Raw genomic sequence first — 24,885 nt, forward strand, 5'->3', positions numbered from 1 at the left:
CATTTATGATGCGAGTGAATCGAAGGGACTTTTCCATCCCAGAAGGCGTGAAATATCCTTCGCGCAGGCAATCGCCTTCCCGGCCAGATAATCACGGTTCTCATCGTTGATTTGTAATCGGGTGCCGACCACCGAAATGGCGGCGGCGGGTTCATTGTTGGCATTAAAAACTGGCGCGGCGACGCAACGCACGTCCGGGTAATCTTCACCGTTGTCAAAGCTCCATCCACGCTGGCGGATGCGCTCCAGTTCGTCGCTAAGCTGTTGCGGATCGGTAATGGTCGTCGGCGTCGCCTTTTCCCATACCAGTTGCGCAATGATGGCTTTGCGCACCGGCGCCGGTTGCCAGGCCAGCAGACATTTGCCGATACCGGAACGATAAAGCGAAAGGCTTTTACCTTCGTGGGAGCGAACGCTGATGGTGGAGGAAGATTCCACTTTCAGGATGTAGTAAGCACTCTCGTGATCGATGATCCCCAAATGGCAGAGCATGCCGGTTTCATCCATCAACTGTGTCAGGCGCGGGCGTGCTAGTTCACGCAGATCCATTTTGCTAAGCGCATGTCCGGAAAGCTCCACCAGTTTGGTCCACAGGCAAAAATTCTCCTGATGGTCGACGCTGATAAACCGCTGGCGCTTCAGTTCGTTGAGCAGCAGATACGCGGTGCTCTTGGGAATGCCCAGCGTCTCAATGATCGTCGCCGCGCTGCACGGGCCAATCCTCGCGATCAGATTAAGGATGTCGATGGCGCGGGTAAGCGCCGGCACTTTACTTGATTCCAACATACTGGACTCCAGTCTGAGATACTGGAATCAGTGTGATCGGTACGCGGGGGGAAATTTGTGAAGCACATCAAATCGCGCCTCACTTCCAGCAGAATGGAAAAAAAATGAGGAAAAATGTGAATAAACGCACGGATTTTTTCGGCGGAAGTACAGCAGGTTGGACAAGCATGACGGCTTATTGCCGGATGGCGACTGACGCCACAGTGGGCATCTTAAAAAGCGCTATCGCCCAGGCCCGGTATGCCGTAACGCAACCGGGCAGTGTGCCGGATACTTTTTACAAGCGAGTCAGCGCGATCACAGCGTAAACGACTCGACCACCTCAATCCAGCCGTGCTCTGTCGCGACCTCCTGATGGTTAAGCCAGCGGCGCAGCATATTCAGCGCCATCATCGCGCAGACTTCCTGACGCACCTGCAGGCTATGTCGTGTGACGCTAAAATGAACCCGTAGCGCCCAGGTGCCGTCTGGCGTGGCCAGGGCAAAATTAAGATGCTCGTTTTCCAGGCCGGATACCGCCAGCGCCAGACCGGCATAATGGTTACCGCGACGCTCGTTCGTCCAGTGCGCGGTTTGCGCCAGCGTTTCTTCCTGAGAAGGCACCACTTCACTGGCCAGAAGCGGCGCGCCCGCCCTTGAAAGCTGCAACGCCACCAGCCCTGCGGTGTACTGCTCGCTGAGCGTCAGGCTAAGCTGCCTTTTCTGCAGTTCACGGGCAATTTGCGCAGGCAGGCCTTCCGTGCCTTCAAAGATCAGGCTTTGTCCGGCAACGCGCTTCACCTCCTGCCACAGGGTTTGCATCGCTTCACGCTGGGCGTATGGGCCAGTGAGCTTCAGCTCGATGATCGGCATTGACGAACGGTAACCCAGCGTCACACCTTCCGGCAGCGTCAGCGAGTCGAGGCTTTGGGCAAGATCGCTTTCCGAACGTCCAAAGGTCGTCAGACGCAGACACAGCGGTGCTTCGCTCAGCGCGAAGCGTTCACGCAGGCGCGGCAGGATCTCGTGCTCAATCATCACCTTAAATTCAGACGGCACGCCCGGCGTGAAAAACATCAGGCAGCGATTCAACTGAACCGCAAAGCCACAGGCGGTCCCGACCGGATTGTTGATAAACTCGGCGCTGGCTGGCAGCTCCGCCTGTTTGCGGTTGCTGGGCGCCATCACCCGACCGCGCTCGCGGAAAAAACGCGCCATTTCAGCAAGCCAGGGTTCATGTAACACCAGCCCCTCTCCCTTTGCCGTCGCCGCCGCCAGGGCGCTCAGATCATCGCTGGTGGGGCCCAGCCCGCCATTGACGATCAGAACATCTGCGTGCTGGCTGCGCTCGCGCAAAACGGCGACCAGGTCGTCAAGATTGTCGCCCACCGTGTTGCGACGCGTTAAGGGTAATCCCTGATTAAAGAAAAAATCGGCCAGCCAGGCGGCGTTAGTGTCGACAATTTGCCCATGCAACACTTCATCCCCGGTGGATAGCATCTCCACGTGTAACATCGTGTTCTCCTGCTTTTATGATGCAAACACTATAACGCATGAAGAAGGAGGAGGAGAAAAAAACAGGCGCGGCAGGACGCCGCGCCGAAGCGATTAGAAGCTGGCGTTAACCCCAACATACGGACCGTCAGCAATTGCGTTGTCGCGGTTGCCGTCTTTGCCCGCCAGATTCAGATAGCGATAGCCCGCTTCAATGCTCAGCGGACGCAGAAGGGTCCAGCGTGCGCCAGCGTTAGCTTCTTCATAGCTGTCAATACCGCTGGACAGCGAGTCCGGTGAGTAATAGTACTCGCCAAACAGACGGAAGCTGTCGCCAATCGGCCACTGCAGCCCGCCGCCGACCGCCGCCGCGTAACCTTCTTCACCATCCTTGGGATTGGTATAAATGCCTTTACCGCCGACCGTTGCCAGCATGGGTCCAAGAGGAATATTTAACCCCAGACCCAGACCTGCGGCGTCGCCGTCGTCATCGTTGTGCATCCAGTTACCGCTTAGCGCCAGGCCGCTGGACTCCGTACCAAATCCAACACCGAGATTGGTGTAATCTTCCCCCGCCTGGCCGCTGATACTCATCGCATTCACGGTCGCGGACACGAACAGCATTCCAGCCAGTCCAACTATTACGCTTTTTTTCATTTTTACCCTTTCCAGCAAGCAATTGCGTAAAACGTCCCAAAACCGCCGGATTGTACTGTCATTAACGCAGGAATCAAGGTGTTAAAAAATGGTTAGTTCAGGGTTTTGTAACTAAATAAGATCGGTCTGGTAAGGGGAAGCGGTAACGAAATTCGTATAGCCAATAGGGGCTTGCCCAGGATCAATTTTTTATTGTTCAATCTTCCTTACATTAATTCCCGGTTTTGTCTGGAAAAGAGACGTTTTTTACTCGTGTTGTCAGGCGATATGCTTTTCGCTGGCACATTTACCTCTGCTTTAAGGAACATTATCGTGCGTCAAAGGACTATTGTTTGCCCCTTAATACAGAATAATGGCAGTTACCTGTTGTGCCAGATGGCCGACGATCGCGGTGTTTTTCCGGGTCAATGGGCCTTATCAGGCGGTGGCGTGGAGCCGGGGGAGCTAATTGAAGACGCCCTGCGTCGTGAGATCCGCGAAGAGCTCGGAGATGAATTGATACTGAGTGATATTAACCCCTGGACGTTCAGCGATGATATCCGTACTAAAACCTATCCGGACGGTAGTCAGGAAGAGATCTACATGATTTACCTGATCTTTGACTGCATTGCCGCTAACCGTGAAGTGCATATTAACGAAGAGTTTCAGGCCTTCGCCTGGGTCAAACCGGAAGATTTACCGAAATATGATCTGAATATCGCCACGCGAAAAACGTTGGGGCTGAAAGGATTACTTTAACAGAACATGACAGCCTTTATGGCTGTCATTGAGACGCTGATGAGATAAGCTTTTATTATTGAATCATCAGTTGACCATCTAAATAAAGCTTACCGTGATCGGCATGCATCACTAAAGCGTCCAGATATCCCGGATCGTATTTAACGCCGCGCATATTTTCCGCCAGCCACGTCAGACAATGATTATGCGTAAAAATAACCGTATTTTTACCCTGTGACTGTTTGGCGAGGCGTAGAATAGCCCGTTGCGTTCCGCCTCCACATGTACGCATCGCGTTATCCACGGTGAGTTTCTTACCGCCGGAAAACCACGTCGCCGACTGAATAGTGCGTACGGCAGGACTGGCAAATAATGAATAATCGTTAATTTGTGCGGCGAACGTCTCTCCACGCGCCCTGGCCTGATGCGCGCCGTATGCGGTAATACCGGTTTTGTCTGACAGACAGGGATGTTCGGAACGATCGCAGCGCTCAGCATGGCGAAACAGAACGATGACGGGGTGCTGCTTTGCCAGCAAGGCGAGCGTCGGGGTATTGATGCGCGGCAAACCGTTACTGCTCCACGCCACCTTGCCGCTAACACCAATCAGAACAACCAGACTGACGATCAAAATAGCGGCATATTTTCGGGAATGAGAAAAATACTGGAAAAAAGCTGACACGTCACTTTCCACGCAATAAAAATAAATAAAATACGGTCTACCTTTCGGTATACCAGTCGAAAATTCGTGTCGTGAAAATGCCTTAAAACCTGAATAAAAGCAAAAGTTATTCAGGCGAATAATCCCTTTTTCGTCTTTATTTTATTTCTTAAGGTTAAATTAATATTCACCTGCTAATATTGCATTACCCGCTATTTAATAATTATTTCCCGAAGAGTTTAATGACGTTTTTCGGGGAAATTGCTCCCCCCGCGTATTCATTATCGATCTGCGTAAATCTGTCGCACCCAGTCGGTCAACGCCCGGCGTGAAATTTTGATGCCGCCGTTTTTAAGCGTATCCGGCAGGATCAACCACCCCACCGGCTGCTGGAAACGCGCCAGCTTGTCTTTCACCCATTCGCGAAGGTCCGGAACCGCTTCGCTGGCGTCATATTCCACGACCGCAACGGGGCGTTGGCCGAACTCGGCATCCGCCACGGGAACAATAAAGACCTGTTGCACCTGCGGATGGGCGGCAATCACCCGCTCAACCTCTTCCGGTTGGATCCCTTCGCCACCGCTAAAAAAGAGATTATCCAGCCGCCCGAGAAGGGTTAATTTATTATTAGACAGCACACCGCGATCGCGTGTAGCAAACCATCCTTCGTCGTTAACCAGCGGCGCCAGTCTGCCGTTTCGCCAGTAACCTGCCGCCATGCTCGCCGCACGCAGCCACACTTCGTCATTAACAACGTTGACTTCGCGTCCCGGTAACGGCTCCCCGACGTCCGCCTGCCCATTGGCCTCTTTGGCGCATACCGTCGAGGCAAATTCGGTCAGTCCGTAGCCGCACCAACAGCGAATGCCCTGCGCGCGCGCCTGCTCCGTTAACGCAACCGGGATCGCCGCGCCGCCGAGCAGCACCGCCTTCAGCGAAACGGGCGTCTGGTTCATCAGCAACCGCCACAGTTGCGTTGGCACCAGCGACGCATGGGTGCATCCGGCCAGCATCTGCTCCAGCGGCTGTTTTTCCCGTACGGTCATCCGCGCGCCGGCAAACAGCCAGCGCCATAAGATGCCCTGACCGGAGACGTGAAACAGCGGCAGGGAAAGCAGCCAGTCGTCGTCTTTGCCGAAGGGTATCAGCGAGAGGACGCCTTCGGCGCTGGCGAGATGCGCCTGGCAGGTATGCACGGCGGCCTTAGGCAAACCGGTAGAGCCGGACGTCAGCGTCATTGAACTCAGACGCTGTGGTTGCCAGGCCACGCCATGATCGCCCGCCTCTTCCCGCATCGTCAGCGTCGTCAAAAAAGCAAAGGGATTGTCGCCTTCGCGATCCAGCGCAAACTGTAACGTCAGATCCGGCAGCAGCGTGGACAGAAGCGACTGCGGAAGCTGCGGGTTGATCGGCAGAACACGCGCGCCGCACTGCAATAGCGCCAGCCACGCCAACAGCGTCTGAGGATGGTTCCAGGCGCGCAGCATTACCCCACTGCCTTCCACCACGCCCTGCGCGGCAAAACCGCTCGCCAGCGCGTTAATGCGCTGGCAGAGCGCTTGCCAGGTGAGTACCTCATCATTCAGGCGCAGAGCGGGCGCATCCCCTCTTACCTGCCGCCAGTGACGCCACGGCCAGTCAGAAAAGCTCATTGCACCCGTTCCAGCGCATCAAGTTCTGTACACGGTAGTGTGCTGCCCGGCCAGCGGCGAAGCTGCTGCGTCTGCATCAGGTTCAGGGTGTCGAGACCGGGAATGGTCTGCGGCGTCAGCCACGCGGCAATACGCGCCAACTGCGTTAAACCCAGGCTCGATTCAATGGACGAACTGATCACCGCCGTCAGCCCCAGCGCATGTGCGGACTCAACCTGTTGACGAACCTTGTCCAGCGAGCCGGTCAGCGTCGGCTTGATCACCACCGCGCGGACGCCCTCTTCCGCCTCGAAGGCGAAGTCGGCATCGCGCAGGCTTTCATCCCAGGCGATGGCAATACCGGTCTCACGGGCAAATGCCCGGGAATCGTCGCGGGTTTTACACGGTTCTTCCAGGAAAGCGATGCGATGGCGATAGTCCGGGTTGACGTACTTCGCAAATTGTTGCGCTTTCAGCGGTGTCCAGGCACGGTTGGCATCCAGACGCAGATGCAGCTCCGGTATCGCCTCCAGCAGCAGGTTAACCACCATGCCGTCGCGTACCGCTTCGTACAGGCCGACTTTTATCTTCGCCACTTTTTCACCAGGCATGTCGGCCAGTTGCAGCACCAGATCGTCCGGATCGCCGGTACACAGCGGCGCGGCGCGATAGTCCGCCGCCGTGGGCAGCATTCCCGTCAGTTCCGCCTGCGCGCAGCTGACGCCAAACGCCACCGACGGCATATCCGGCAGTAACTCGCCGCCCAGCAGCCAGTCGTTAACCCAGGCCAGCAGAGCCACCTGCGCATCTTCAACGGTTTCGAGGCTAAAGCCTGGCAGCGGGGAGATCTCTCCCCACCCTTCCCGTTCGCCGTCACGCAGACAGACATACAGCCCGTCGCGGGTTTTTAACCGCCTGTCACGCAGAACCACCCCCGCGTCCATGGGGATCTGCCAGCGGTATACCTGCGCGCTACGCATTACGGATTCCGTTTGAATTTGCTGAAATCAGGCTGACGTTTCTGGTTGAAGGCGTTACGGCCTTCCTGACCTTCTTCCGTCATATAGAACAGCATGGTGGCATTTCCCGCCAGTTCCTGCAGACCCGCCTGCCCGTCACAGTCGGCGTTCAGCGCGGCTTTCAGGCAGCGCAGCGCCATCGGGCTGTTTTGCAGCATTTCGCGACACCAACGCACGGTCTCTTTTTCCAGATCCGCCAGCGGAACTACGGTGTTAACCAGCCCCATATCCAGCGCCTGCTGCGCATCATACTGACGGCACAGGAACCAAATTTCACGCGCTTTCTTTTGTCCAACGATCCGCGCCATGTAAGATGCGCCCCAGCCGCCGTCAAACGAACCGACTTTCGGGCCGGTCTGACCGAAAATAGCATTTTCCGCTGCGATGGTCAGATCGCACATCATATGCAGCACGTGGCCGCCGCCGATGGAATAACCGGCCACCATCGCCACTACCGGCTTCGGACAGGTGCGGATCTGGCGCTGGAAATCCAGCACGTTCAGGTGATGTACGCCGGAGTCGTCCTGGTAACCGCCGTAGTCGCCGCGCACTTTCTGGTCGCCACCCGCGCAAAAGGCTTTGTCACCTTCGCCAGTGAGGATAATCACCCCCACGTTGTCGTCATAACGGGCATCCGCCAGCGCCTGGATCATCTCTTTAACGGTCAAAGGACGGAAAGCGTTGCGCACCTGTGGACGGTTAATGGTGATTTTTGCAATACCGTCGCTGGACTTCTCATAGCGAATATCGGTGTAGCCTTCAGAGCAGTCGTGCCATTCAACCGGTGCGTAAAGCATTGTTTCATCAGGATAGATCATAGTGTGTCCTTTAGTCAGAGACGCAGAATCTGCGCCAGACATGCCACCACGCCAGCGGGATTTTCCCGGTGCGCGTTGTGTCCGGCGTTACGAATCACATGGCTTTCCGCCGCTAATTCCGCCGCTAGCGCGCGAAATTTGCTGTCACGTTCACCACATAAATAATAAAACGGAAATGTCCGCGCGGTGAGCGCCGCGCGTAAATCGGGCTGCGCCGCAAGCGAGGTGGCTTCGAGCATCGCCGCCAGCGTGCCGCCGTTATTGTCGCTTCGCAGGGCAACCAGTTCGGCCCTATGCCCGGCATTTAACGAGGCAAAAACGGGTTGTTGATACCAGTCGCTGAAAACGTCTCGCAGCGCTTCCTGGCGAAAACGCTGCGCCCAGTGAGCATCGGAACGACGGCGCGCGTCGCGCGCCGCCTCACTTTGTAGCCCCGGATGACCGCCTTCAACCACCAGGCCACACAGTCCGGTCATCCCCTGACAGGCTGCCGTCATCGCCACTCTGCCGCCGAGCGAGTAACCCACCAGCCAGTAGTTCAGTATGTTGTAACTAATTAAAGTACTGCGCAGTAATTCGATCACCTGCGCAAATCCGCTTACGCGAATTTCAGCGGAACCGCCGTGGCCGGGCAGATCGACATACAGACGGGAAAACGCCGTCAACTGCTCGCCGACCGCCTGCCATTCCCGGCAGTCGCCGGAAAAACCGTGCAGAAAAACCAGCCAGGGCGCGCCGGGCTGAGCGGGTTTCGCCTGCGCGTGCAGGTTCATAGATGGCTTACCTGCGCCAGCAGTTGCTGCAACGTCCGGGTGCCGTCGGTATCGTTAACCACCAGTTCAATCACCGTCGTCGCGGGTGTTCGCCACGCGCCGGCTATCGCCGCGTCCAGTTCATCCCAGGTTTCCGGACGATAATATTTCAGCTCGAACATCGCGGCAGCGTGTTCAAAATGGACATTTTGCGGCATCAGATAAAATCGCTCGCGTTCGCTCTGCGGCGTCGGCAGTAGTGAGAAAATCTGTCCACCGTTATTGTTGACGACAATCAGTACGAACGGCGCGGATACCTGGCGCAGCAGCGCCAGCGCATTAAGATCGTAGAGCGCCGAAAGATCGCCGACAATCGCCAGCGTTGATTTGGCGCTGGCGCGCTGTACGCCCGCGGCGGTTGACAATAAGCCGTCAATGCCGCTCGCCCCACGGTTGCTGTATACCGGATATCCCGCGGGTAACTGTGAAAACGCATCGATCAGGCGCACCACCAGGCTGTTACCGACGAACAACTGTCCCTGTTCGGGCAAATAGTCGCGGATGCGGTGCGCCAGTTGCGCTTCGCCAAACGCGTCACGACGCGCCGCCACCGCCTGCCAGGCCTGCTCAGCCAGACGCGGGATCGCCACGCACCAGGGCTTGCGTTTTTCCGCCGGATGCAATGCCAGCCAGTCGCCAATTTTCGCCACCAGACGGCGACCGCGATGATGGGCCGGATCCAGCCGACCTTCGATATTATCGACAATCCAGTATTCGTCCGGCGTGCAGGTTGCCTGCCACTGCAGCAACCGTTTCCCGGTCAGGCTGCTGCCCAACTGTACGACGATCTGCGCCTGTTCCAGTTCGGTGACCGCCTTCGCGTTCCCGAGCCACAGATCGGCACAGGGCAGCGGTTGTCCGGTTTGCGACAGCACATCGCCAATCAGCGGCCAGCCCAGCGTTTGCGCCCACTCGGCAACCTTTTTACCCTCTTCCGCGCTCATGCGCCCGGCAACGACCACCCCTCGCTTCTGGCGCCAGAAAAACCAGTCGCGCTGCTTTTCACTTTCCAGCCGACGCGCTTCGCGCAGCCAGGGCTTGTCATCCTGCCACCAGTCGCCGAGGCGCTGCTGCCAGGCCAGTCCCGTGTCGTCCATATCGCCATACAACGGTTCGGCAAAGGGACAGTTGATGTGCACGGCGCCAGCATGCAGCGACGCCAGCGCGTTATCGAGGGTCGAAACCAGCCAGCTTGCCGGAATATCCTGCGTCGGACGCGGCAGCGAGATCGTTTGCGACGGATGGGACGCAAACATCCCTGCCTGGCGAATGGCCTGATTCGCACCGCAGTCGATCAGTTCAGGGGGGCGATCGGCCGTCAGCAGAATCAGCTTTTCACCGGTCAGCCCCGCTTCAATCAGCGCCGGATAGAGGTTAGCCACCGCCGTACCGGACGTGACGATTACCGCCACCGGTTGTTTGCTCGCCTTTGCCAGTCCCAGCGCCAGATGACCAAGTCCACGCTCATCAAAATGCGTGTGGTGAATAAATGCCGCGTTTTCCGCCGCCGCCAGCGTGAGGGGCGTGGAACGCGAGCCAGGGGCAATGCAGACATGCCTGACACCGTGGCGAGTTAATGCTTCCAGAATGACCGCCGCCCAGCGTCGGTTAAATGCGCTTACTGACATGAGTTTGTCCGGTATCAATATTGCGACTCAGTATAAAGAATGGAAAAAATGGATTATTGATATGAATCGGAATTAAGTGACTCATTATCCGTCCATCTGTAACAAAGTTCGCAGACCTGCGGCTTTATTGTTGATTTCCTGCCATTCCTGTTCGGGATCGGAACCGCGAACAATGCCCGCTCCGGCATACAGTCTGACCACGTTGTCGGTGATTTTCGCTGAGCGCAGCGACACGCAAAACTCGCTTTGCTGTAACGACAGATAACCTGCCGACCCGGCGTACCATTCGCGTTCGAACGGTTCATGTTGATGAATGAACATCCGCGCGCGATCCCGGGGGATCCCCGCCACCGCCGCCGTCGGCTGGAGTTGCAGTAAGCACAGCGTATCGTCAGGCTGATTCAGCGCCGTCCAGATGCAGCGGCGCAAATGCTGCACCTTTCTCAGCCTCAGCACTTTTGGCGGCAGCACGTCCAGCGAGTGGGTATGTTGTTGTAATCGCTGGCAGATATCTTCGACCACCAGCATGTTTTCGCGCTGATTTTTATCGTCCTTCATTAACCACTCGCCCAGTTGCCAGGCTTTGTAGTCATCAGGATCGTTAGCGACTGTACCCGCCAGCGCCTCGGTCCGGAGCGCGGTATCCCGCCGCCGCCAGAGTCGCTCCGGGGATGAGCCAAGAAAAGCGCTGTTCGCGCAAAAGGCCATATAGAAATGATAGCAGTTCAGATTCAGACGACGGCTTGCCGCCATCATCGCGGCCGCATTCACCGGACGAGAAAATTGCAGGTCGCTGGCGCGCGCCAGCACCACTTTTTCCAGTTGGTCTTCGGCAATCGTGCGCGTTGCCTGCTGAATCAGCGTCACCCAGCCTGCTTTTTCCGGCCAGTGCTGCTCGCCAACCAGGGTGAGCCGCAACGCCGCCAGCGGTTTGACGCTCGCCAGTGAAGCGAGAAACGACAGCGCCCGGTCGGCATCCTCACGCAGCGATCTGTCGCTCCAGACATGCAACCGCAGCACCGCCACGCCCGCACAGCGCCGCCATTCCAGACGGGGCAAAAAGAGTTCGCCCGTTTTCGGGTCGAAGGCGTTCAGTCCCCAGACTCGCAGGTCGCTTTGCTGTGGGTGGTCGCGAAGAAAATGCTGCGCGGCATCAAGCGAGGAAAAGCGGGAAACCGAACCGAGCACGGCGGCTTCTTCATCGCCGTTGCGCTGCTGCCAGTAAAATTGTGGGTAAACAGGCTGGCTCGCAAGCCAGCTTAACGCGTCGAAAGCGTCATTGAGGGGGAAAGGGACATCGAAAACCCGCATGCCCGGCGCGGCGGGTAATTCCTGCGATAAAAGGCGCGTCAGGCTTTCCAGCGCAGTAGTGAGTGAATTCACGCGGACCTCTCCCTGTTAAAAACCTCACATTATACGGGGTACTACAGAAAAAATGCAGTACCCCAGTTTAGGGAGTCGATGCGTTTCCGGTGAGGGTTAACGCCGTGCGAGCAGCAAGCCCAGTACCATACCTACCGCTGCGCCCACGCCGATCCCCTGCCACGGTTTTTCATGCACATAGTCATCAGCGCGATATACCGCCTGTTTTGCGCGATAGTAATAGCTGTCGGACGCATGGCTGACGCGATTTTTTACATCTTCCAGCGCTTGTTCTGCGCGCGCTTTGAGTTCGATATACTTTTGATCGGCAGGGTCACCCGAAGAGCGCAGCACCTCTTCCAGCGTCTCGCTCAGCAACGTCAGGTCGTCATCAATACGCGAATCACCAAACTGATAAGACATTCTCGTTCTCCATTTTAGTAAAACCTGTTCCTAACTATAGACAACGACGCGGATTTACGCCTGAATTGCCTCACGGGCCATACCGATATGGGCAATGCCGTCTTCATCATAGACATCGGTCACGGGCGCAAAACCGAATCGCGCGTAGAAGTTTTGCAGATGCGCCTGCGCGCCGAGATACAGCGCTTTTTGCGGCCAGTGCTGCTGGCAGGCGGCGAGCGTCCGGGACATCAGATGTTGGCCAAGCTTTTCGCCACGCAGGGCTTCGCTGACGATCACCCGGCCAATGACCACCGGCTCCAGCGCGTTGTCACTTTTCAGAATCCTCGCATACGCCACCAGCTCATCGTTATGCCAGCCGAGGATATGGCGGTTTTCACCCACCAGATCGTCGCCGTCAATATCCAGATAAGGGCAGCGCTGTTCGACGACAAACACCGCGCAGCGCAGTTTAAGTAGCGCGTACAACGCGGGAACCGTTAATTGTGAATGATGCAGATCTTGCCAGGTAATCATCGCGCCCTCCTTTTGCTCAAACGTTTTATACTAGCCAGAATAAGTTGAAAAAGTGTAATGAAATAATGGAATTTATCTTTTTAGGTACCTCGGCGGGCGTCCCTACCCGCGCGCGCAACGTCACGGCGATATTGTTGCATCTGCACCATCCCACTCAGCCCGCGCTGTGGCTGTTTGACTGCGGGGAAGGCACGCAGCAGCAGATGCTGGAGACGGCGTTTCATCCCGGCAAGATTGAACGCATTTTTATCAGCCACCTGCATGGCGATCATCTGTTTGGTTTACCGGGTCTGTTGTGTAGCCGCTCGATGGCAGGCAATCCGCATCCGTTGACCCTTTATGGACCCAAAGGGCTTCGTGAATTCACCGAAACCAGCCTGCGCCTGAGCGGTTCGTGGACTGACTATCCGCTGGATATCATCGAGATTACCGCCGGTGAAATCCTTGACGACGGCTTGCGCAAGGTGACCGCCTACCCGCTTGAACACCCGCTGGAATGCTACGGCTACCGCGTTGAAGAACACGACAAACCGGGTGCGCTTGACGCCAACGCGCTGAAAGCCGCGGGGGTTACGCCGGGTCCCTGGTTTCAGGACTTGAAAGCCGGAAAGACAATTACCCTTGATGATGGCCGCACCATCAACGGCGCGGACTACCTTGCTCCGGCAACCCCGGGCAAAGCGGTGGCCATTTTTGGCGACACGGCGCCCTGCGTCGGCGCCCTTGCGCTGGCGAAAGGGGTTGACGTGATGATTCACGAAACCACCCTGGATGCCTCGATGGAAGAGAAGGCCAACAGCCGGGGTCACAGCTCCACCCGTCAGGCGGCGATGCTGGCGAAAAAGGCAGGAGTCGGCAAGCTCATCATGACGCATATCAGTTCACGCTACGATGAAACCGGCTGCCAGCGCCTTCTGGCGGAGTGTCGGGCCATTTTCCCGCACACGGAACTGGCTGCGGATTTCGCCGTTTTCACGGTTTAACGCTCCACTTTTTGTCCCCGGTGCCGATAACAGTAAAAAGGCAGTATTCACACTGAGGACAGAATGGACAATTTCCAGAAAGATATCGATGACAGGGCGAATCTCACCCTGTCCAACCGCTTTGAGCTGCTGCTGTTTCGTTTGGGAACCTCCCTGCACGAGCAAAAGTCTGAGCTGTTTGGCATTAACGTCTTTAAGTTGCGTGAAATTGTGCCAATGCCGACGTTTACGCGTCCGGCAGGCATGAAGGCGCCGCTGCTGGGGATGGTGAATATTCGCGATCAGGTGATCCCGGTGATCGACCTCCCCGCCGTCGCCGGGTGTCAACCGGAAAACGGGTTGAATATCCTGCTGATCACCGAATACGCCCGCAGCGTCCAGGCCTTCGCCGTCGAGTCAGTGGAAAACATCATGCGTCTGGACTGGCAGCAGGTGCATACCGCCGAGAAAGCGGTAAACGGACGTTACATCACCAGTATCGCCTGCCTGGACGAGGACAAAGAGACCAACAACCTGGCGCTGGTGCTGGACGTTGAGCAGATCCTGTATGACATCGTGCCCGCAAACCATGACCTACGCGCCACGGAACTGAAAACCAGTAAATTCAACATTACCCCCGGAGCGGTGGCCATTGTCGCCGAAGACTCTCGCGTGGCCCGGGCGATGCTGGAAAAAGGCTTGAACGCAATGGACATTCCGCACCAGATGCACGTTACCGGGAAAGACGCATGGGAGAAAATCCAGCACCTGGCGAAAGAGGCCGAAGCGGAAGGCAAAGCCATCAGCGAAAAAATCGCCCTGGTGCTTACCGACCTGGAAATGCCAGAGATGGACGGATTCACCCTTACCCGTAAGATTAAAACCGACGAACGCCTGAAGCACATTCCAGTGGTGATCCACTCCTCTTTGTCTGGCAGCGCCAACGAAGATCACGTACGCAAAGTGAAAGCTGACGGCTATGTGGCGAAGTTTGAAATCAACGAGCTGTCGTCAGTTATTCAGGAAGTGATGACGCGCGCGGTGAACAGAATTGACGGCCCGCTGGTGAGCAGACAGCTGTTAAGCGGATCCTAATAACGCCAGAGAGGCTGGCCGGTATGTCAGCCCACAAAAAAACCCGCCGAAGCGGGTTTTTTTAGGTCTGCGTTTCGCTTACATCAGCGGCATCGCTAACTGCACAATGCTGATCAGCGGCTGCGGCCAGACGCCGAGCACCAGCACCAGCAACGCGGAGATCAGCACCACAATGCCGCCCGCGCTGTACTGCCAGTTCGACGGCGCATCGCGGTTAAGCTGCTGCGGCGCGCTCAGGTACAGGCTGACCGCAACGCGCAGGTAGTAGTACAAACCAATCGCGGAACCGACCACCACGGCGGCAACCAGCCACCACAGGCTGGCCTGCACGCCGACCGCCAGCACGTAGAACTTGCCGATAAAGCCGAGCGTCATCGGGATACCCGCCAGCGACAGCATCATTACCGTCATGACCGCGGCGAGAACAGGACGATGCCAGAACAGACCGCGATAGGAGAACAGTGAGTCAGCATCCGGCCCACGGTACGGGCTGGACATCAGACTGACCACACCAAACGCGCCAAGGCTGCTAAAGAGATAGCCGGCCAGGTAGACGCCCACCGCTTCCATCGACATCTCGCCGCTCTGCAGGGCAATCAGCGCCACCAGCAGATAGCCGAGGTGAGAGATGGAGGAGTAACCGAGCAGACGCTTAATGTTGGTCTGGCTCAGCGCCATCAGGTTACCGAAGATGATGGAGGCAAAGGCGATAATGCCCAGCACCACGCGTACCGCTTCGCTGTCGCCTACTGGCGCATAGAGGAACAAACGCATCACCACACCGAAGATAGCGATTTTGCTCGCCGTCGCCAGGAAGGTCGATACCGGCGCAGGCGCGCCCTGGTAGACGTCAGGGGTCCACAGGTGGAACGGCACCAGCGACAGTTTAAAGCCGAGGCCGACAATCATCATCCCGAAGCCCGCCAGCAACAGCGGTTCGCTCAGCATACCGTCGCCAAGGCTCTTGCCGAGGGCCACGAACGACAGGTTGCCGGACTGTGCGTACACCAGCGCCATACCAAACAGCAGGAAGGAAGACGCGGCGGCGGACAGGATAGTGTATTTGATACTGGCTTCCAGCGAGCGCTTCTGACGGAAGGCATAGCCTACCAGACCAAACAGCGGCAGGGAGATCAGTTCAATACCGAGGAACAGCGCGGCCAGATGGTTAGCGTTCGCCAGCAGGATCCCGCCCAGAGCGGCAATCAGCACCAGCAGGTAGAACTCTTCCCGGTTGTCGTCATAGCCTTCCAGCCACGGGTAGGCAAACGTACAGGTCGCCAGGCTCGCCAGCAGAACCAGCCCGGTGTAGAGCATGGCGAAACCGTCAACCCGCATCAGCGGCGTGACGTCCATGGCGCCCGCCTGGCCAACAAACCAGAGCGAAACCAGCGCAGCGTTAAGCCCAATGACCGACAGCGTGGCATTGAGAAAGTGATTGCGTCGCCACGCAATGGAGAGCATCACAACCACCACCGTCAAGCCGACGATCAGCAGCGGTAGCAGCGCAATCAGGTGTTGTGGAGTTATTGTCATGGCGATTTACGGCCTTGTAGTAGAAACGGAATTAACAAACCACTGCTGGATGTTGCTCATCGCGGAATGCGACGTATCCAGAATCGGCTGCGGATAGAAGCCAAGCAGTACCAGAAGCACGACCAGCAACAGGATGATAAACAGCTCGCGCAGCGACATCCCTGCCAGTTCCTGATTCGCAATCTGGCTTTTGGCTTTACCGAAGTAAGCACGGTGCAGCATCGCCAGCGAATAAACAGAGGCAAACACCAGACCAAAGGTGGAGATGACGGTGATCACCGGAACAACCTGGTAGCTGCCGAACAGGATCATAAATTCACCGACGAAGTTACCGGTGCCAGGCATACCCAGCGTTGCCACTGCGAAGAACATCGACAGCGCAGGCAGCCACTTCATTTTGCCCCACAGGCCGCCCATCATGCGCATATCACGCGTATGCAGACGTTCGTACAGCTGGCCGCAAAGGATAAACAGCCCCGCCGCGGACAGACCGTGCGCGATCATCTGGATCACCGCCCCCTGGTACGCCAGCTGACTGCCGGTGTAGATAGCAATCAGCACGAAGCCCATATGGGAGACGGAGGTGTAGGCAATCAGACGCTTGATGTCGTACTGGGTAAACGCCATCCACGCACCGTAGAAGATGCCGATCACACCCAGCCACATGGCAATCGGCGCGAACTCCGCAGAGGCGTTCGGAAACAGCGGCAGAGAGAAACGCAGCAAACCGTAGGCCGCGGTTTTCAGCAGAATCCCCGCAAGGTCAACGGAACCGGCGGTCGGCGCCTGAGAGTGCGCATCCGGCAGCCAGCCGTGCAGCGGAACCACCGGCATTTTCACCGCGAAGGCGATGAAGAAGCCCAGCATCAGCAAGTATTCGACGCCGTGGGACATCGGGGTATTCAGCAACGCTTCATAGTTGAAGGTCCAGACGCCGGTTGCATTGTAATGCACGAACACCAGCGCCAGGATCGCAATCAGCATCACCAGACCGCTCGCCTGGGTGTAAATGAAGAACTTGGTTGCCGCCGTGATACGCGTTTTACCGTCGGACGCCTTATGGCCCCACAGCGCGATCAGGAAGTACATCGGCACCAGCATCATTTCCCAGAAGAAGAAGAACAGGAACATGTCGATGGCGAGGAACACGCCGATCACACCGCCCAGGATCCACATCAGGTTCAGGTGGAAGAAGCCCTGGTATTTTTCGATTTCTCGCCAGGAGCAAAGTACCGCCAGAACGCCGAGCAGGCCGGTCAGCACCACCATCAGCAGCGACAGACCGTCGATAGCCAGATGAATAGAGATGCCAAAGCGCGGGATCCACGGCAGGACAAATTCAGACTGCCACTGCGGAATGCCAGCGGATTGCGTCAGTGAATAGCCGCCCTGCAACCACAGCTGCAGGCCAAGCGCAAGCGTCAGTCCCATGGTGATCAGCGCGATCCAGCGCGGCACCTTCACGCCAAAGCGTTCGGTCTGCCAGCACAGAAACCCACCAATGAAGGGAATAAGTATTAGCCAGGGTAATAACATGGCAGTATTTGTTCCTTGTTTAAGTCCGGTTCAGGCTATCTTGCTCGTCATAACGACCCCGGCTGTGCTCGCAATCCTCACGTACTTAAGTACGCTTCGGTTGCTGTGCGCAGGCGGTGTCCACTCTGACTTCGCCGATAACGCCTGTCCTGTCGGACCTGATTTTCAACGAATTTCAACAAATTCACGTTTGAGTGCGGTTTGTTGTGTCGGGTGGCGCTTTGCTTACCCGACCTACGGTCTTGTAGGCCCGGTAAGCGCAGCGCCACCGGGCAAAACCGCGATCTCAAATCAACGTAAAACCATCAACAACGCCAGCACCACAACCGCACCGATGCTCATGGATGCCACATACCAGCGCAGATAGCCGTTCTCGCTGAAAAGCAGGCCTTTACCTGCAAAGCGGGAAAGGATTGCCGGTACGTTCATCAGCGCATTCAGCGGATCGCGCTTCAGCAGCCAGGCCACGCCAAGGAACGGCTTCACGAACACTTTGTCGTACAGCCAGTCAAAGCCCCAGGCGTTGTACCACCAGGTGCCCAGCAGACGGCCCGGCGCACTGTTGGCGATGGACGTCACCAGCGTGCGTTTGCCCAGCCACAGCCATGCGGCAATCAGGATGCCCGCGATCGCCACGACACCAGAGGTAATTTCCAGCGTCATTACGCGGCCATGTTCAAGTTCGGTAGTCTGCGGCAGAACCCCCTGCAGCGGCGGCACAATCAGCGCGCCGACAAAGGTGGACAGCACCATCAGGACAATCAGCGGCAGATGGTGGGTAATCCCCTTCCCTGCATGTGCGTGAATTTGTTCTTTACCGTGGAATACGATGAAAATCATTCGGAAGGTATACAGAGAGGTCATGAATGCACCGACCAGACCTGCCACCATCAGATTGATATGACCGTTCGCCATCGCGCCAGCCAGAATCTCATCCTTACTGAAGAAGCCTGCGGTCACCAGCGGCAGCGCCGACAGCGCCGCGCCGCCCACCAGGAAGCAGAGATACACCAGCGGAATGGACTTACGCAGGCCGCCCATCTTGAAGATGTTCTGTTCATGATGGCAGGCCAGGATAACGGAGCCAGACGCCAGGAACAGCAGCGCTTTAAAGAAGGCGTGCGTCATCAGGTGGAAAATCGCCGCATCCCACGCCTGCACGCCGAGCGCCAGGAACATGTAGCCAATCTGACTCATGGTGGAGTAGGCCAGCACACGTTTGATGTCGGTTTGCACCAGCGCGGCGAAACCGGCCATCACCAGCGTGATTGCGCCCACAATCCCAACCAGATGCAGGATTTCCGGGGTCATCAGGAACAGGCCGTGCGTACGTGCGATCAGATACACGCCGGCGGTAACCATGGTCGCGGCGTGGATCAGCGCGGAGACAGGCGTCGGACCAGCCATCGCGTCGGCAAGCCAGGTCTGCAACGGCAGCTGTGCGGATTTCCCTACCGCTCCCCCCAGCAACATCAGCGTCGCCCAGGTCAGCATATTGTTGCCCGCGTCGAAATGCGCTGGCGCCAGTTCAACCATTTCGCGGAAGTTCAGGGTACCCAGCTCGTTGTAGAGGATGAACAGCGCGAAGGCGAGGAATACGTCACCCACGCGGGTCACGACGAACGCTTTCATCGCCGCGGCGCCATTCTTCGGATCGCTGTAATAGAAGCCGATCAGTAAGTAAGAGCACAGGCCCACGCCTTCCCAGCCGAGGTACATCAACAACAGGTTATCGGACAGCACCAGAACAACCATGCTGGCGATAAACAGGTTGGTGTAGGCGAAGAAGCGAGAGTAACCCTCTTCGCCGCGCATGTACCAGGAAGCGAACATGTGGATCAGGAAACCCACGCCGGTAACCACGGAAAGCATGGTCAGCGACAGGCCGTCCAGCACCAGGTTGAAGCCGATATTGAAATCACCGACCGACATCCACGTCCACAGCGGCTGGCTGTACGCCTGCTTGCCGTTCGCGAAGAAGTCCATACCGACAAACGCGGTTACCAGCGCCGCCAGACCGATGGAGCCAACGCCCACGGTCGCGGAGAGATTTTCCGACCAGCGTCCGCGAGAGAACGCCAGCAGTACAAAGCCAATCAATGGCAGAATAATGGTTAAGGCAAGCATGTTCATCCACGCATCTCACTTACTGAATCGATGTTCAGGTTCTGGCGACGGCGATGAAGTTGCAGCAGCAGCGCAAGGCCGATGCTCGCTTCAGCCGCCGCAAGGCTGATGGCGAGAATGTACATCACCTGACCATCGGTCTGGCCCCAGTAGCTTCCGGCGACTACAAAAGCCAGCGCGGAAGCGTTGATCATGATCTCCAGCCCAATCAGCATAAACAGCAGATTGCGGCGGATAACCAGACCGGTTAAGCCCAGAACAAATAAGATTGCCGCGAGGATCAGTCCGTGTTGTAAGGGGATCATGCGTGCTCCTCCGTTTTTCTTTTCGCGCTGTCGTCCTTACGGTTGCTCAGCACTTCCCCGGCGCGTTCTTCACGCCCCACGTGGAAAGCGACAACCAGACCGGCCAGCAGCAGCATAGACGCCAGCTCCACCGCCAGAACGTAAGGTCCGAACAGGGTGATACCGACGGCTTTCGCGCTAATCGGCTCACCGTCAATGCCCTGGTCATTAACGCCAAGAATGGCGTAAACAATCACCACCAGCATGATGGCCGACAGAACCGCCGGGCCAATCCACACCTGCGGCTTCAGCCATTGGCGTTCCTGTTCAATTTCAGACCCGCCCAGGTTGAGCATCATCACCACGAACACGAACAGCACCATGATGGCGCCCGCGTAGACGATGATTTCCAGCGCACCGGCGAAGTAAGCGCCCAGCGAGAAGAACACCCCGGAAATCGCCAGCAGCGAAATAATCAGGTACAGCAGCGCATGCACCGGATTGGTATGGGTGATCACTCGCAAGGTTGCGAGAATGGCTATCAGGCCACAGATATAAAAAGCGAACTCCATTGCCCCTCTCCTTACGGTAACAGGCTCTTGACGTCGATAGGCTTAGCTTCGTTTTCCGCTTCGCCCTTATCTTTGCCGTCGATTGCCATACCTGCCATCCGGTAGAAGTTATATTCCGGATATTTACCCGGACCGGAGATCAGCAGATCCTCTTTCTCGAAAACCAGATCCTGGCGCTTATACTCACCCAGTTCAAAGTCCGGGGTAAGCTGGATCGCCGTTGTCGGACAGGCTTCCTCGCACAGACCGCAGAAGATGCAGCGTGAGAAGTTGATGCGGAAAAACTCCGGATACCAGCGACCGTCTTTGGTCTCCGCTTTTTGCAGAGAAATACAGCCTACCGGGCACGCTACCGCACACAGGTTACAGGCAACGCAGCGCTCTTCGCCGTCCGGGTCGCGCGTCAGGACGATACGACCACGAAAACGGGGCGGCAGGTAGACCGGCTCTTCCGGATACATCTTTGTTTCGCGTTTTGCGAACGCATGCAGGCCGATCATCCAGATACTGCGTACCTGGGTGCCGAAACCTACTAACAACTCTTTTAAGGTCATGGTCTTAGTGCCCCTTATTGCGCCTGCCAGAGAATGACAGCCGCCGTTACCAGCAAGTTGATGAGCGTCAGCGGCAGGCAGATTTTCCAGCCGAAGGACATTACCTGGTCATAACGCGGACGCGGCAACGACGCACGAATCAAAATGAACATCATCATGAAGAACGCGGTTTTCAGCGCGAACCAGATGAATGGCGGTAAGAACGGGCCTTGCCAGCCGCCGAAGAACAGGGTAACCATCAGCGCGGAAATGGTGACGATACCGATGTACTCCCCCACAAAGAACAGACCGAATTTCATACCGGAATATTCAATGTGGTAACCGTCGGCCAGTTCCTGTTCGGCTTCCGGTTGGTCAAACGGGTGACGGTGACACACTGCCACGCCCGCGATAGCGAAGGTGACAAAACCAAAGAACTGCGGGATAACGTTCCAGATGTCAGCCTGGTTGTTCACAATGTCGGTCATGTTGAACGATCCGGCCTGCGCCACCACGCCCATCAGGGACAGTCCAAGGAACACTTCATAGCTCAGCGTTTGCGCAGAGGCGCGCATCGCGCCGAGCAGCGAGTATTTGTTATTGCTCGACCAACCGGCGAACAACACCGCATACACCGCCAGACCCGCCATCATCAGGAAAAACAGGATGCCGATGTTCAGGTCCGCAACCACCCAACCCGGGCTAACCGGCACAATCGCAAAGGCCAGCAGCAGCGAGGTAAAGGCGATCATTGGCGCCAGCGTAAAGATGACGCGATCCGAGAATTTCGGGATCCAGTCCTCTTTAAAGAACATCTTGATCATGTCCGCCACCAGCTGGAGCGAACCGCCCCAGCCGACGCGGTTTGGTCCATAACGGTTCTGGAACAGACCCAACAGGCGACGTTCGCCAAAGCTCATGAAGGCCCCGCAGGTCACCACGACCAGCAGGATCACCACCGCTTTGAGGATAGTCAGCAGGATATCGATCAGATCCGGTGTAATCCAACTCATTGTTGTGCCTCCTGCAGATCCTCAAGATGCGCACCGGCCAGCACTGGCGCAATGCCTGGCATACCCATCGGCAGACCGACCTGCCCTGCCGTTAACCCTTCCGCGATTTCAACCGGCAGCGTTACCGTGTTGCCATCGTAGCTAAAGGAGACGCGGGCACCGGCATTGACGCCCAGCTTCGCGGCATCGGCCGGGTTGAGCTTGATGTACGGCTGCGGCATCCGGCTCTGGAACACCGGCGCACGCTGGGACAGCTCGTCGCTACCAAACAGATGGTAGTACGGCGCGATACGCCACTGACCGTCCTGCGGCTGGAAGCTCGCCGGAACGGTGGTGAAATAATCCAGCCCCCCTTCGGACGCTTCAATCAAACGCACGCCCGGATCGCCGTGACGCAGTTTACCGCCCACTTCATCCTGGAACTTGTTCCACGCCTGTGGCGAGTTCCAGCCTGGCGCCCAGGCAAACGGAATCTGTGAACGCGGCGCCGACGGCTGGTTGTTCCCCTCCATTGAGAAGGCGAACATGGTGTCTTTGTCCTGCGGCTGACGTGGCTCATGCACGCTGATATTGGCGCGCATCGCGGTACGACCGCTATAGCGGTGCGGTTCACGGGCCAGTTTCTGACCGCGAATGCGGAAAGAAGCATCCGGCGCGGCGTCTTTAATACCGGCCAGCTCTGGCATCGCGGCCACGACGGCGTCAATGACGTGGTCAAGCTGCGTCCAGTCGACCTGGCGGTTCTGCACGGTGCTGTGCAGCGAGTGTAGCCAGCGCCAGCTTTCCAGCATCACGGCGTTGCTGTCATAGTACGCCGGGTCATAAACCTGGAAGAAACGCTGTGCGCGGCCTTCGTTGTTAATGACCGTACCGTCGCTTTCAGCAAAGCTGGCGGCGGAAAGGACCAGATGGGCGTTTTCCATGATCGCGGTGCGTTGATGGTCAACCACCAGCACCAGCGGCGCTTTTGCCAGCGCAGCGTTAACGCGGGTGGCGGAAGCATGACGATGCAGATCGTTTTCCAGCACCACGACAGCGTCAGCACGCCCGGTTTCCAGCTCGGTCAGCGCGTCGTCAAGCGCCCCCCCGCCCATAATGCCGAGACCCATACTGTTTACGGAACGGGCAATCATGGTGATACCGACATCCGCGCCGCGACCTTTCAGCGCTTTCGCGACGTTAGCCGCCGCCTGGATCACGTCACTGCTCCCGGCGTTGGTGCCAGAGATAATCAGGGGTTTTTTCGCGCCAGCCAGAGCCTGAACAATCACGTCGATTTTGCTTTTCAGGTCGCTGCTCAGACCGTCCACCGCTGGCGCGGCGGCGTCGAGCGCATGGGCGATGGCAAAGCCCAAACGCGCCTGGTCTTCTACCGGCGCGCGGTAGGTCCATGCGGCAATATCGTCCAGACGGGTGTTGTCGACGTTGGTGACGAACAGCGGATGTTTAGCGCGCTGGCCAATGTTAAGGATTGCCGCAATCTGCCAGTCAGCCACTTTCTGCGCCGCCGCCATTTCGCGCGCTTTCCCTTTCACCGCCTGACGAACCGCCAGCGCAACGCGCGCGCCGGTCTGGGTGATGTCTTCACCGAGCACCAGCACGGCGTCGTAAGATTCGATATCGCGCAGCGCAGGGGTATGAACGCCGCTTTCACGCAGCACTTTTAGCGCCAGTTGCAGACGTTCTTGTTCCGACTGCGCGATTCCGGTGTAGAAGTTTTCCGCACCAACCAACTCACGCAGCGCAAAGTTGCTTTCCACGCTGGCGCGCGGAGACCCGATCCCAATGACTTTCTTCGACTGACGTAGAATATCCGCCGCGCCCTGCATGGCCTGTTCGGCATTGAGGGTAATCAGATCGTTTCCACGACGCTGTACCGGCTGACGCGGACGATCTTTCAGATTGACGTAGCCATAGCCGAAACGACCGCGGTCGCAGAGGAAATAGTGGTTCACGGTACCGTTGTAACGGTTTTCGATACGGCGGAGTTCGCCGTAGCGTTCACCCGGGCTGGTGTTACAACCAATAGAGCACTGCTGGCAGATGCTCGGGGCAAACTGCATATCCCATTTACGGTTATAACGCTCGGAGTGCGTTTTATCGGTAAAGACGCCGGTCGGACAGATTTCCACCAGGTTACCGGAGAACTCGCTTTCCAGTACGCCATCTTCCGGGCGACCAAAGTAGACGTTGTCGTGCGCGCCATACACGCCCAGATCCGTACCGTCCGCATAGTCTTTGTAGTAACGAACACAGCGATAGCAGGCGATGCAGCGGTTCATTTCGTGAGAGATGAACGGCCCCAGATCCTGGTTACGGTGCGTACGTTTAGTGAAACGGTAACGACGGAAGCTGTGGCCGGTCATCACGGTCATATCCTGAAGGTGGCAGTTCCCCCCTTCCTCACAGACCGGACAGTCGTGCGGGTGGTTGGTCATTAACCACTCCACCACGCTTTCGCGGAACTGTTTCGCTTCTTCGTCGTCAATAGAAATAAAGGTGCCGTCGGAGGCCGGTGTCATACAGGACATGACCAGGCGACCACGCGTGTCTTCCGCGTTCTGGTATTGCTTCACCGCACACTGGCGGCAAGCACCGACGCTTCCCAGCGCCGGGTGCCAGCAAAAGTACGGAATATCAAGGCCGAGGGACAGACACGCTTCAAGCAGGTTGTCCGCTCCGTTCACCTCATATTCTTTGCCGTCTACATGAATCGTAGCCATT

General features: G+C 57.2%; 24 protein-coding genes. 4 read left to right on the forward strand and 20 right to left on the reverse strand.

Features of this window, described 5'->3' with window-relative positions; genetic code table 11:
* Positions 1 to 3: 3 nt before the first annotated feature.
* Positions 4 to 786: an IclR family transcriptional regulator gene (locus CSE01S_RS16095; protein ID WP_042290625.1), complete on the reverse strand. Its 783-nt coding sequence runs from the start codon at positions 784 to 786 to the stop codon at positions 4 to 6.
* A gap of 32 nt (positions 787 to 818) precedes the next feature.
* Here CSE01S_RS16095 and CSE01S_RS16100 point away from each other — a divergent pair, with 32 nt between their 5' ends.
* A complete protein-coding gene (locus CSE01S_RS16100) occupies positions 819 to 1,094 on the forward strand; it encodes a hypothetical protein (protein ID WP_042290628.1) in 276 nt (91 codons plus the stop codon).
* On the opposite strand, the gene CSE01S_RS16105 is transcribed toward CSE01S_RS16100, so the two are convergent.
* Together CSE01S_RS16105 and CSE01S_RS16110 are read right to left on the reverse strand one after the other, a co-directional pair.
* Positions 1,084 to 2,280, reverse strand: a complete 1,197-nt coding sequence (locus tag CSE01S_RS16105) for a nicotinamide mononucleotide deamidase-related protein YfaY (RefSeq protein WP_042290631.1) — start codon at positions 2,278 to 2,280, stop codon at positions 1,084 to 1,086. The genes CSE01S_RS16100 and CSE01S_RS16105 overlap by 11 nt on opposite strands.
* A gap of 93 nt (positions 2,281 to 2,373) precedes the next feature.
* A complete protein-coding gene (locus tag CSE01S_RS16110; RefSeq protein ID WP_042290635.1) occupies positions 2,374 to 2,916 on the reverse strand; it encodes a YfaZ family protein in 543 nt (180 codons plus the stop codon).
* A 312-nt stretch (positions 2,917 to 3,228) separates the two neighbouring features.
* Between CSE01S_RS16110 and nudI the strand changes: the two genes are divergently transcribed.
* Complete coding sequence (nudI, locus tag CSE01S_RS16115; RefSeq protein WP_042290638.1) at positions 3,229 to 3,654, forward strand: nucleoside triphosphatase NudI; 426 nt, start codon at positions 3,229 to 3,231, stop codon at positions 3,652 to 3,654.
* 55 nt (positions 3,655 to 3,709) lie between these two features.
* On the opposite strand, the gene CSE01S_RS16120 is transcribed toward nudI, so the two are convergent.
* The 9 genes from CSE01S_RS16120 to CSE01S_RS16160 form a co-directional block, all read right to left on the reverse strand.
* A complete protein-coding gene (locus CSE01S_RS16120; RefSeq protein ID WP_042290640.1) occupies positions 3,710 to 4,315 on the reverse strand; it encodes a histidine phosphatase family protein in 606 nt (201 codons plus the stop codon).
* A gap of 260 nt (positions 4,316 to 4,575) precedes the next feature.
* Positions 4,576 to 5,946 carry an o-succinylbenzoate--CoA ligase gene (gene menE, locus CSE01S_RS16125; RefSeq protein WP_042290642.1) on the reverse strand — a complete coding sequence of 457 codons (1,371 nt, stop codon included), beginning with the start codon at positions 5,944 to 5,946 and terminating at the stop codon, positions 4,576 to 4,578.
* The gene (gene menC, locus CSE01S_RS16130; protein ID WP_042290644.1) at positions 5,943 to 6,905 is read right to left on the reverse strand and encodes an o-succinylbenzoate synthase; all 963 of its coding nucleotides are present in this window, start codon (positions 6,903 to 6,905) and stop codon (positions 5,943 to 5,945) included. Before menC ends, menE begins: the two co-directional genes overlap by 4 nt.
* Positions 6,905 to 7,762 (reverse strand): 1,4-dihydroxy-2-naphthoyl-CoA synthase, encoded by an 858-nt coding sequence (gene menB / locus CSE01S_RS16135; protein ID WP_042290647.1) that lies wholly within the window; start codon positions 7,760 to 7,762, stop codon positions 6,905 to 6,907. The genes menC and menB overlap by 1 nt, the downstream gene beginning before the upstream one ends.
* A 14-nt stretch (positions 7,763 to 7,776) precedes the next feature.
* Entirely contained in the window at positions 7,777 to 8,535 is a 759-nt protein-coding gene (gene menH / locus CSE01S_RS16140; protein ID WP_042290650.1) for a 2-succinyl-6-hydroxy-2,4-cyclohexadiene-1-carboxylate synthase, read from the reverse strand.
* Positions 8,532 to 10,202, reverse strand: coding sequence for a 2-succinyl-5-enolpyruvyl-6-hydroxy-3-cyclohexene-1-carboxylic-acid synthase (gene menD, locus CSE01S_RS16145; RefSeq protein ID WP_042290652.1), 1,671 nt, complete (start codon positions 10,200 to 10,202; stop codon positions 8,532 to 8,534). The genes menH and menD overlap by 4 nt, the downstream gene beginning before the upstream one ends.
* 84 nt (positions 10,203 to 10,286) lie before the next feature.
* Positions 10,287 to 11,585 carry an isochorismate synthase MenF gene (menF, locus tag CSE01S_RS16150; protein ID WP_042290654.1) on the reverse strand — a complete coding sequence of 433 codons (1,299 nt, stop codon included), beginning with the start codon at positions 11,583 to 11,585 and terminating at the stop codon, positions 10,287 to 10,289.
* 96 nt (positions 11,586 to 11,681) lie between these two features.
* Positions 11,682 to 11,987, reverse strand: coding sequence for a stress response protein ElaB (gene elaB, locus CSE01S_RS16155; RefSeq protein WP_042290656.1), 306 nt, complete (start codon positions 11,985 to 11,987; stop codon positions 11,682 to 11,684).
* Between the two features lie 54 nt (positions 11,988 to 12,041).
* Entirely contained in the window at positions 12,042 to 12,503 is a 462-nt protein-coding gene (locus CSE01S_RS16160) for a GNAT family N-acetyltransferase (protein ID WP_042290659.1), read from the reverse strand.
* Between the two features lie 65 nt (positions 12,504 to 12,568).
* Between CSE01S_RS16160 and rbn the strand changes: the two genes are divergently transcribed.
* Positions 12,569 to 13,486 carry a ribonuclease BN gene (gene rbn, locus CSE01S_RS16165; RefSeq protein WP_042290661.1) on the forward strand — a complete coding sequence of 306 codons (918 nt, stop codon included), beginning with the start codon at positions 12,569 to 12,571 and terminating at the stop codon, positions 13,484 to 13,486.
* A gap of 63 nt (positions 13,487 to 13,549) precedes the next feature.
* Positions 13,550 to 14,560, forward strand: coding sequence for a chemotaxis protein (locus CSE01S_RS16170; protein WP_042290664.1), 1,011 nt, complete (start codon positions 13,550 to 13,552; stop codon positions 14,558 to 14,560).
* Positions 14,561 to 14,638: 78 nt separating this feature from the next.
* Here the strand turns inward: CSE01S_RS16170 and nuoN are convergent, their stop codons facing one another.
* The 8 genes from nuoN to nuoG form a co-directional block, all read right to left on the reverse strand.
* Entirely contained in the window at positions 14,639 to 16,096 is a 1,458-nt protein-coding gene (nuoN, locus tag CSE01S_RS16175; RefSeq protein WP_042290665.1) for an NADH-quinone oxidoreductase subunit NuoN, read from the reverse strand.
* 6 nt (positions 16,097 to 16,102) lie between these two features.
* On the reverse strand, positions 16,103 to 17,632 hold the full coding sequence (nuoM, locus tag CSE01S_RS16180; protein WP_042290666.1) for an NADH-quinone oxidoreductase subunit M: 1,530 nt from the start codon (positions 17,630 to 17,632) through the stop codon (positions 16,103 to 16,105).
* Positions 17,633 to 17,923: 291 nt separating this feature from the next.
* Entirely contained in the window at positions 17,924 to 19,765 is a 1,842-nt protein-coding gene (nuoL, locus tag CSE01S_RS16185; protein ID WP_042290669.1) for an NADH-quinone oxidoreductase subunit L, read from the reverse strand.
* The gene (nuoK, locus tag CSE01S_RS16190) at positions 19,762 to 20,064 is read right to left on the reverse strand and encodes an NADH-quinone oxidoreductase subunit NuoK (RefSeq protein ID WP_000612644.1); all 303 of its coding nucleotides are present in this window, start codon (positions 20,062 to 20,064) and stop codon (positions 19,762 to 19,764) included. The genes nuoL and nuoK overlap by 4 nt, the downstream gene beginning before the upstream one ends.
* Positions 20,061 to 20,615, reverse strand: a complete 555-nt coding sequence (nuoJ, locus tag CSE01S_RS16195) for an NADH-quinone oxidoreductase subunit J (RefSeq protein WP_042290671.1) — start codon at positions 20,613 to 20,615, stop codon at positions 20,061 to 20,063. The genes nuoK and nuoJ overlap by 4 nt, the downstream gene beginning before the upstream one ends.
* Before the next feature lie 11 nt (positions 20,616 to 20,626).
* Positions 20,627 to 21,169, reverse strand: a complete 543-nt coding sequence (nuoI, locus tag CSE01S_RS16200; RefSeq protein ID WP_042290673.1) for an NADH-quinone oxidoreductase subunit NuoI — start codon at positions 21,167 to 21,169, stop codon at positions 20,627 to 20,629.
* A gap of 14 nt (positions 21,170 to 21,183) precedes the next feature.
* The gene (gene nuoH, locus CSE01S_RS16205) at positions 21,184 to 22,161 is read right to left on the reverse strand and encodes an NADH-quinone oxidoreductase subunit NuoH (protein ID WP_042290675.1); all 978 of its coding nucleotides are present in this window, start codon (positions 22,159 to 22,161) and stop codon (positions 21,184 to 21,186) included.
* The gene (gene nuoG / locus CSE01S_RS16210) at positions 22,158 to 24,884 is read right to left on the reverse strand and encodes an NADH-quinone oxidoreductase subunit NuoG (protein WP_042290678.1); all 2,727 of its coding nucleotides are present in this window, start codon (positions 24,882 to 24,884) and stop codon (positions 22,158 to 22,160) included. The genes nuoH and nuoG overlap by 4 nt, the downstream gene beginning before the upstream one ends.
* Position 24,885 lies beyond the last annotated feature (1 nt).

Source organism: Citrobacter sedlakii NBRC 105722 (assembly GCF_000759835.1).
Taxonomy (GTDB): domain Bacteria; phylum Pseudomonadota; class Gammaproteobacteria; order Enterobacterales; family Enterobacteriaceae; genus Citrobacter_A; species Citrobacter_A sedlakii.

Coding starts and splice junctions, on each gene's coding strand:
- CSE01S_RS16095 (WP_042290625.1), bottom strand. CDS start 786: ATGTTGGAATCAAGTAAAGTGCCGGCGCTTACCCGCGCCATCGACATC.
- CSE01S_RS16105 (WP_042290631.1), bottom strand. CDS start 2,280: ATGTTACACGTGGAGATGCTATCCACCGGGGATGAAGTGTTGCATGGG.
- CSE01S_RS16110 (WP_042290635.1), bottom strand. CDS start 2,916: ATGAAAAAAAGCGTAATAGTTGGACTGGCTGGAATGCTGTTCGTGTCC.
- menE (WP_042290642.1), bottom strand. CDS start 5,946: ATGAGCTTTTCTGACTGGCCGTGGCGTCACTGGCGGCAGGTAAGAGGG.
- menC (WP_042290644.1), bottom strand. CDS start 6,905: ATGCGTAGCGCGCAGGTATACCGCTGGCAGATCCCCATGGACGCGGGG.
- menB (WP_042290647.1), bottom strand. CDS start 7,762: ATGATCTATCCTGATGAAACAATGCTTTACGCACCGGTTGAATGGCAC.
- menH (WP_042290650.1), bottom strand. CDS start 8,535: ATGAACCTGCACGCGCAGGCGAAACCCGCTCAGCCCGGCGCGCCCTGG.
- menD (WP_042290652.1), bottom strand. CDS start 10,202: ATGTCAGTAAGCGCATTTAACCGACGCTGGGCGGCGGTCATTCTGGAA.
- elaB (WP_042290656.1), bottom strand. CDS start 11,987: ATGTCTTATCAGTTTGGTGATTCGCGTATTGATGACGACCTGACGTTG.
- CSE01S_RS16160 (WP_042290659.1), bottom strand. CDS start 12,503: ATGATTACCTGGCAAGATCTGCATCATTCACAATTAACGGTTCCCGCG.
- rbn (WP_042290661.1), top strand. CDS start 12,569: ATGGAATTTATCTTTTTAGGTACCTCGGCGGGCGTCCCTACCCGCGCG.
- CSE01S_RS16170 (WP_042290664.1), top strand. CDS start 13,550: ATGGACAATTTCCAGAAAGATATCGATGACAGGGCGAATCTCACCCTG.
- nuoN (WP_042290665.1), bottom strand. CDS start 16,096: ATGACAATAACTCCACAACACCTGATTGCGCTGCTACCGCTGCTGATC.
- nuoM (WP_042290666.1), bottom strand. CDS start 17,632: ATGTTATTACCCTGGCTAATACTTATTCCCTTCATTGGTGGGTTTCTG.
- nuoL (WP_042290669.1), bottom strand. CDS start 19,765: ATGAACATGCTTGCCTTAACCATTATTCTGCCATTGATTGGCTTTGTA.
- nuoK (WP_000612644.1), bottom strand. CDS start 20,064: ATGATCCCCTTACAACACGGACTGATCCTCGCGGCAATCTTATTTGTT.
- nuoJ (WP_042290671.1), bottom strand. CDS start 20,615: ATGGAGTTCGCTTTTTATATCTGTGGCCTGATAGCCATTCTCGCAACC.
- nuoI (WP_042290673.1), bottom strand. CDS start 21,169: ATGACCTTAAAAGAGTTGTTAGTAGGTTTCGGCACCCAGGTACGCAGT.
- nuoH (WP_042290675.1), bottom strand. CDS start 22,161: ATGAGTTGGATTACACCGGATCTGATCGATATCCTGCTGACTATCCTC.
- nuoG (WP_042290678.1), bottom strand. CDS start 24,884: ATGGCTACGATTCATGTAGACGGCAAAGAATATGAGGTGAACGGAGCG.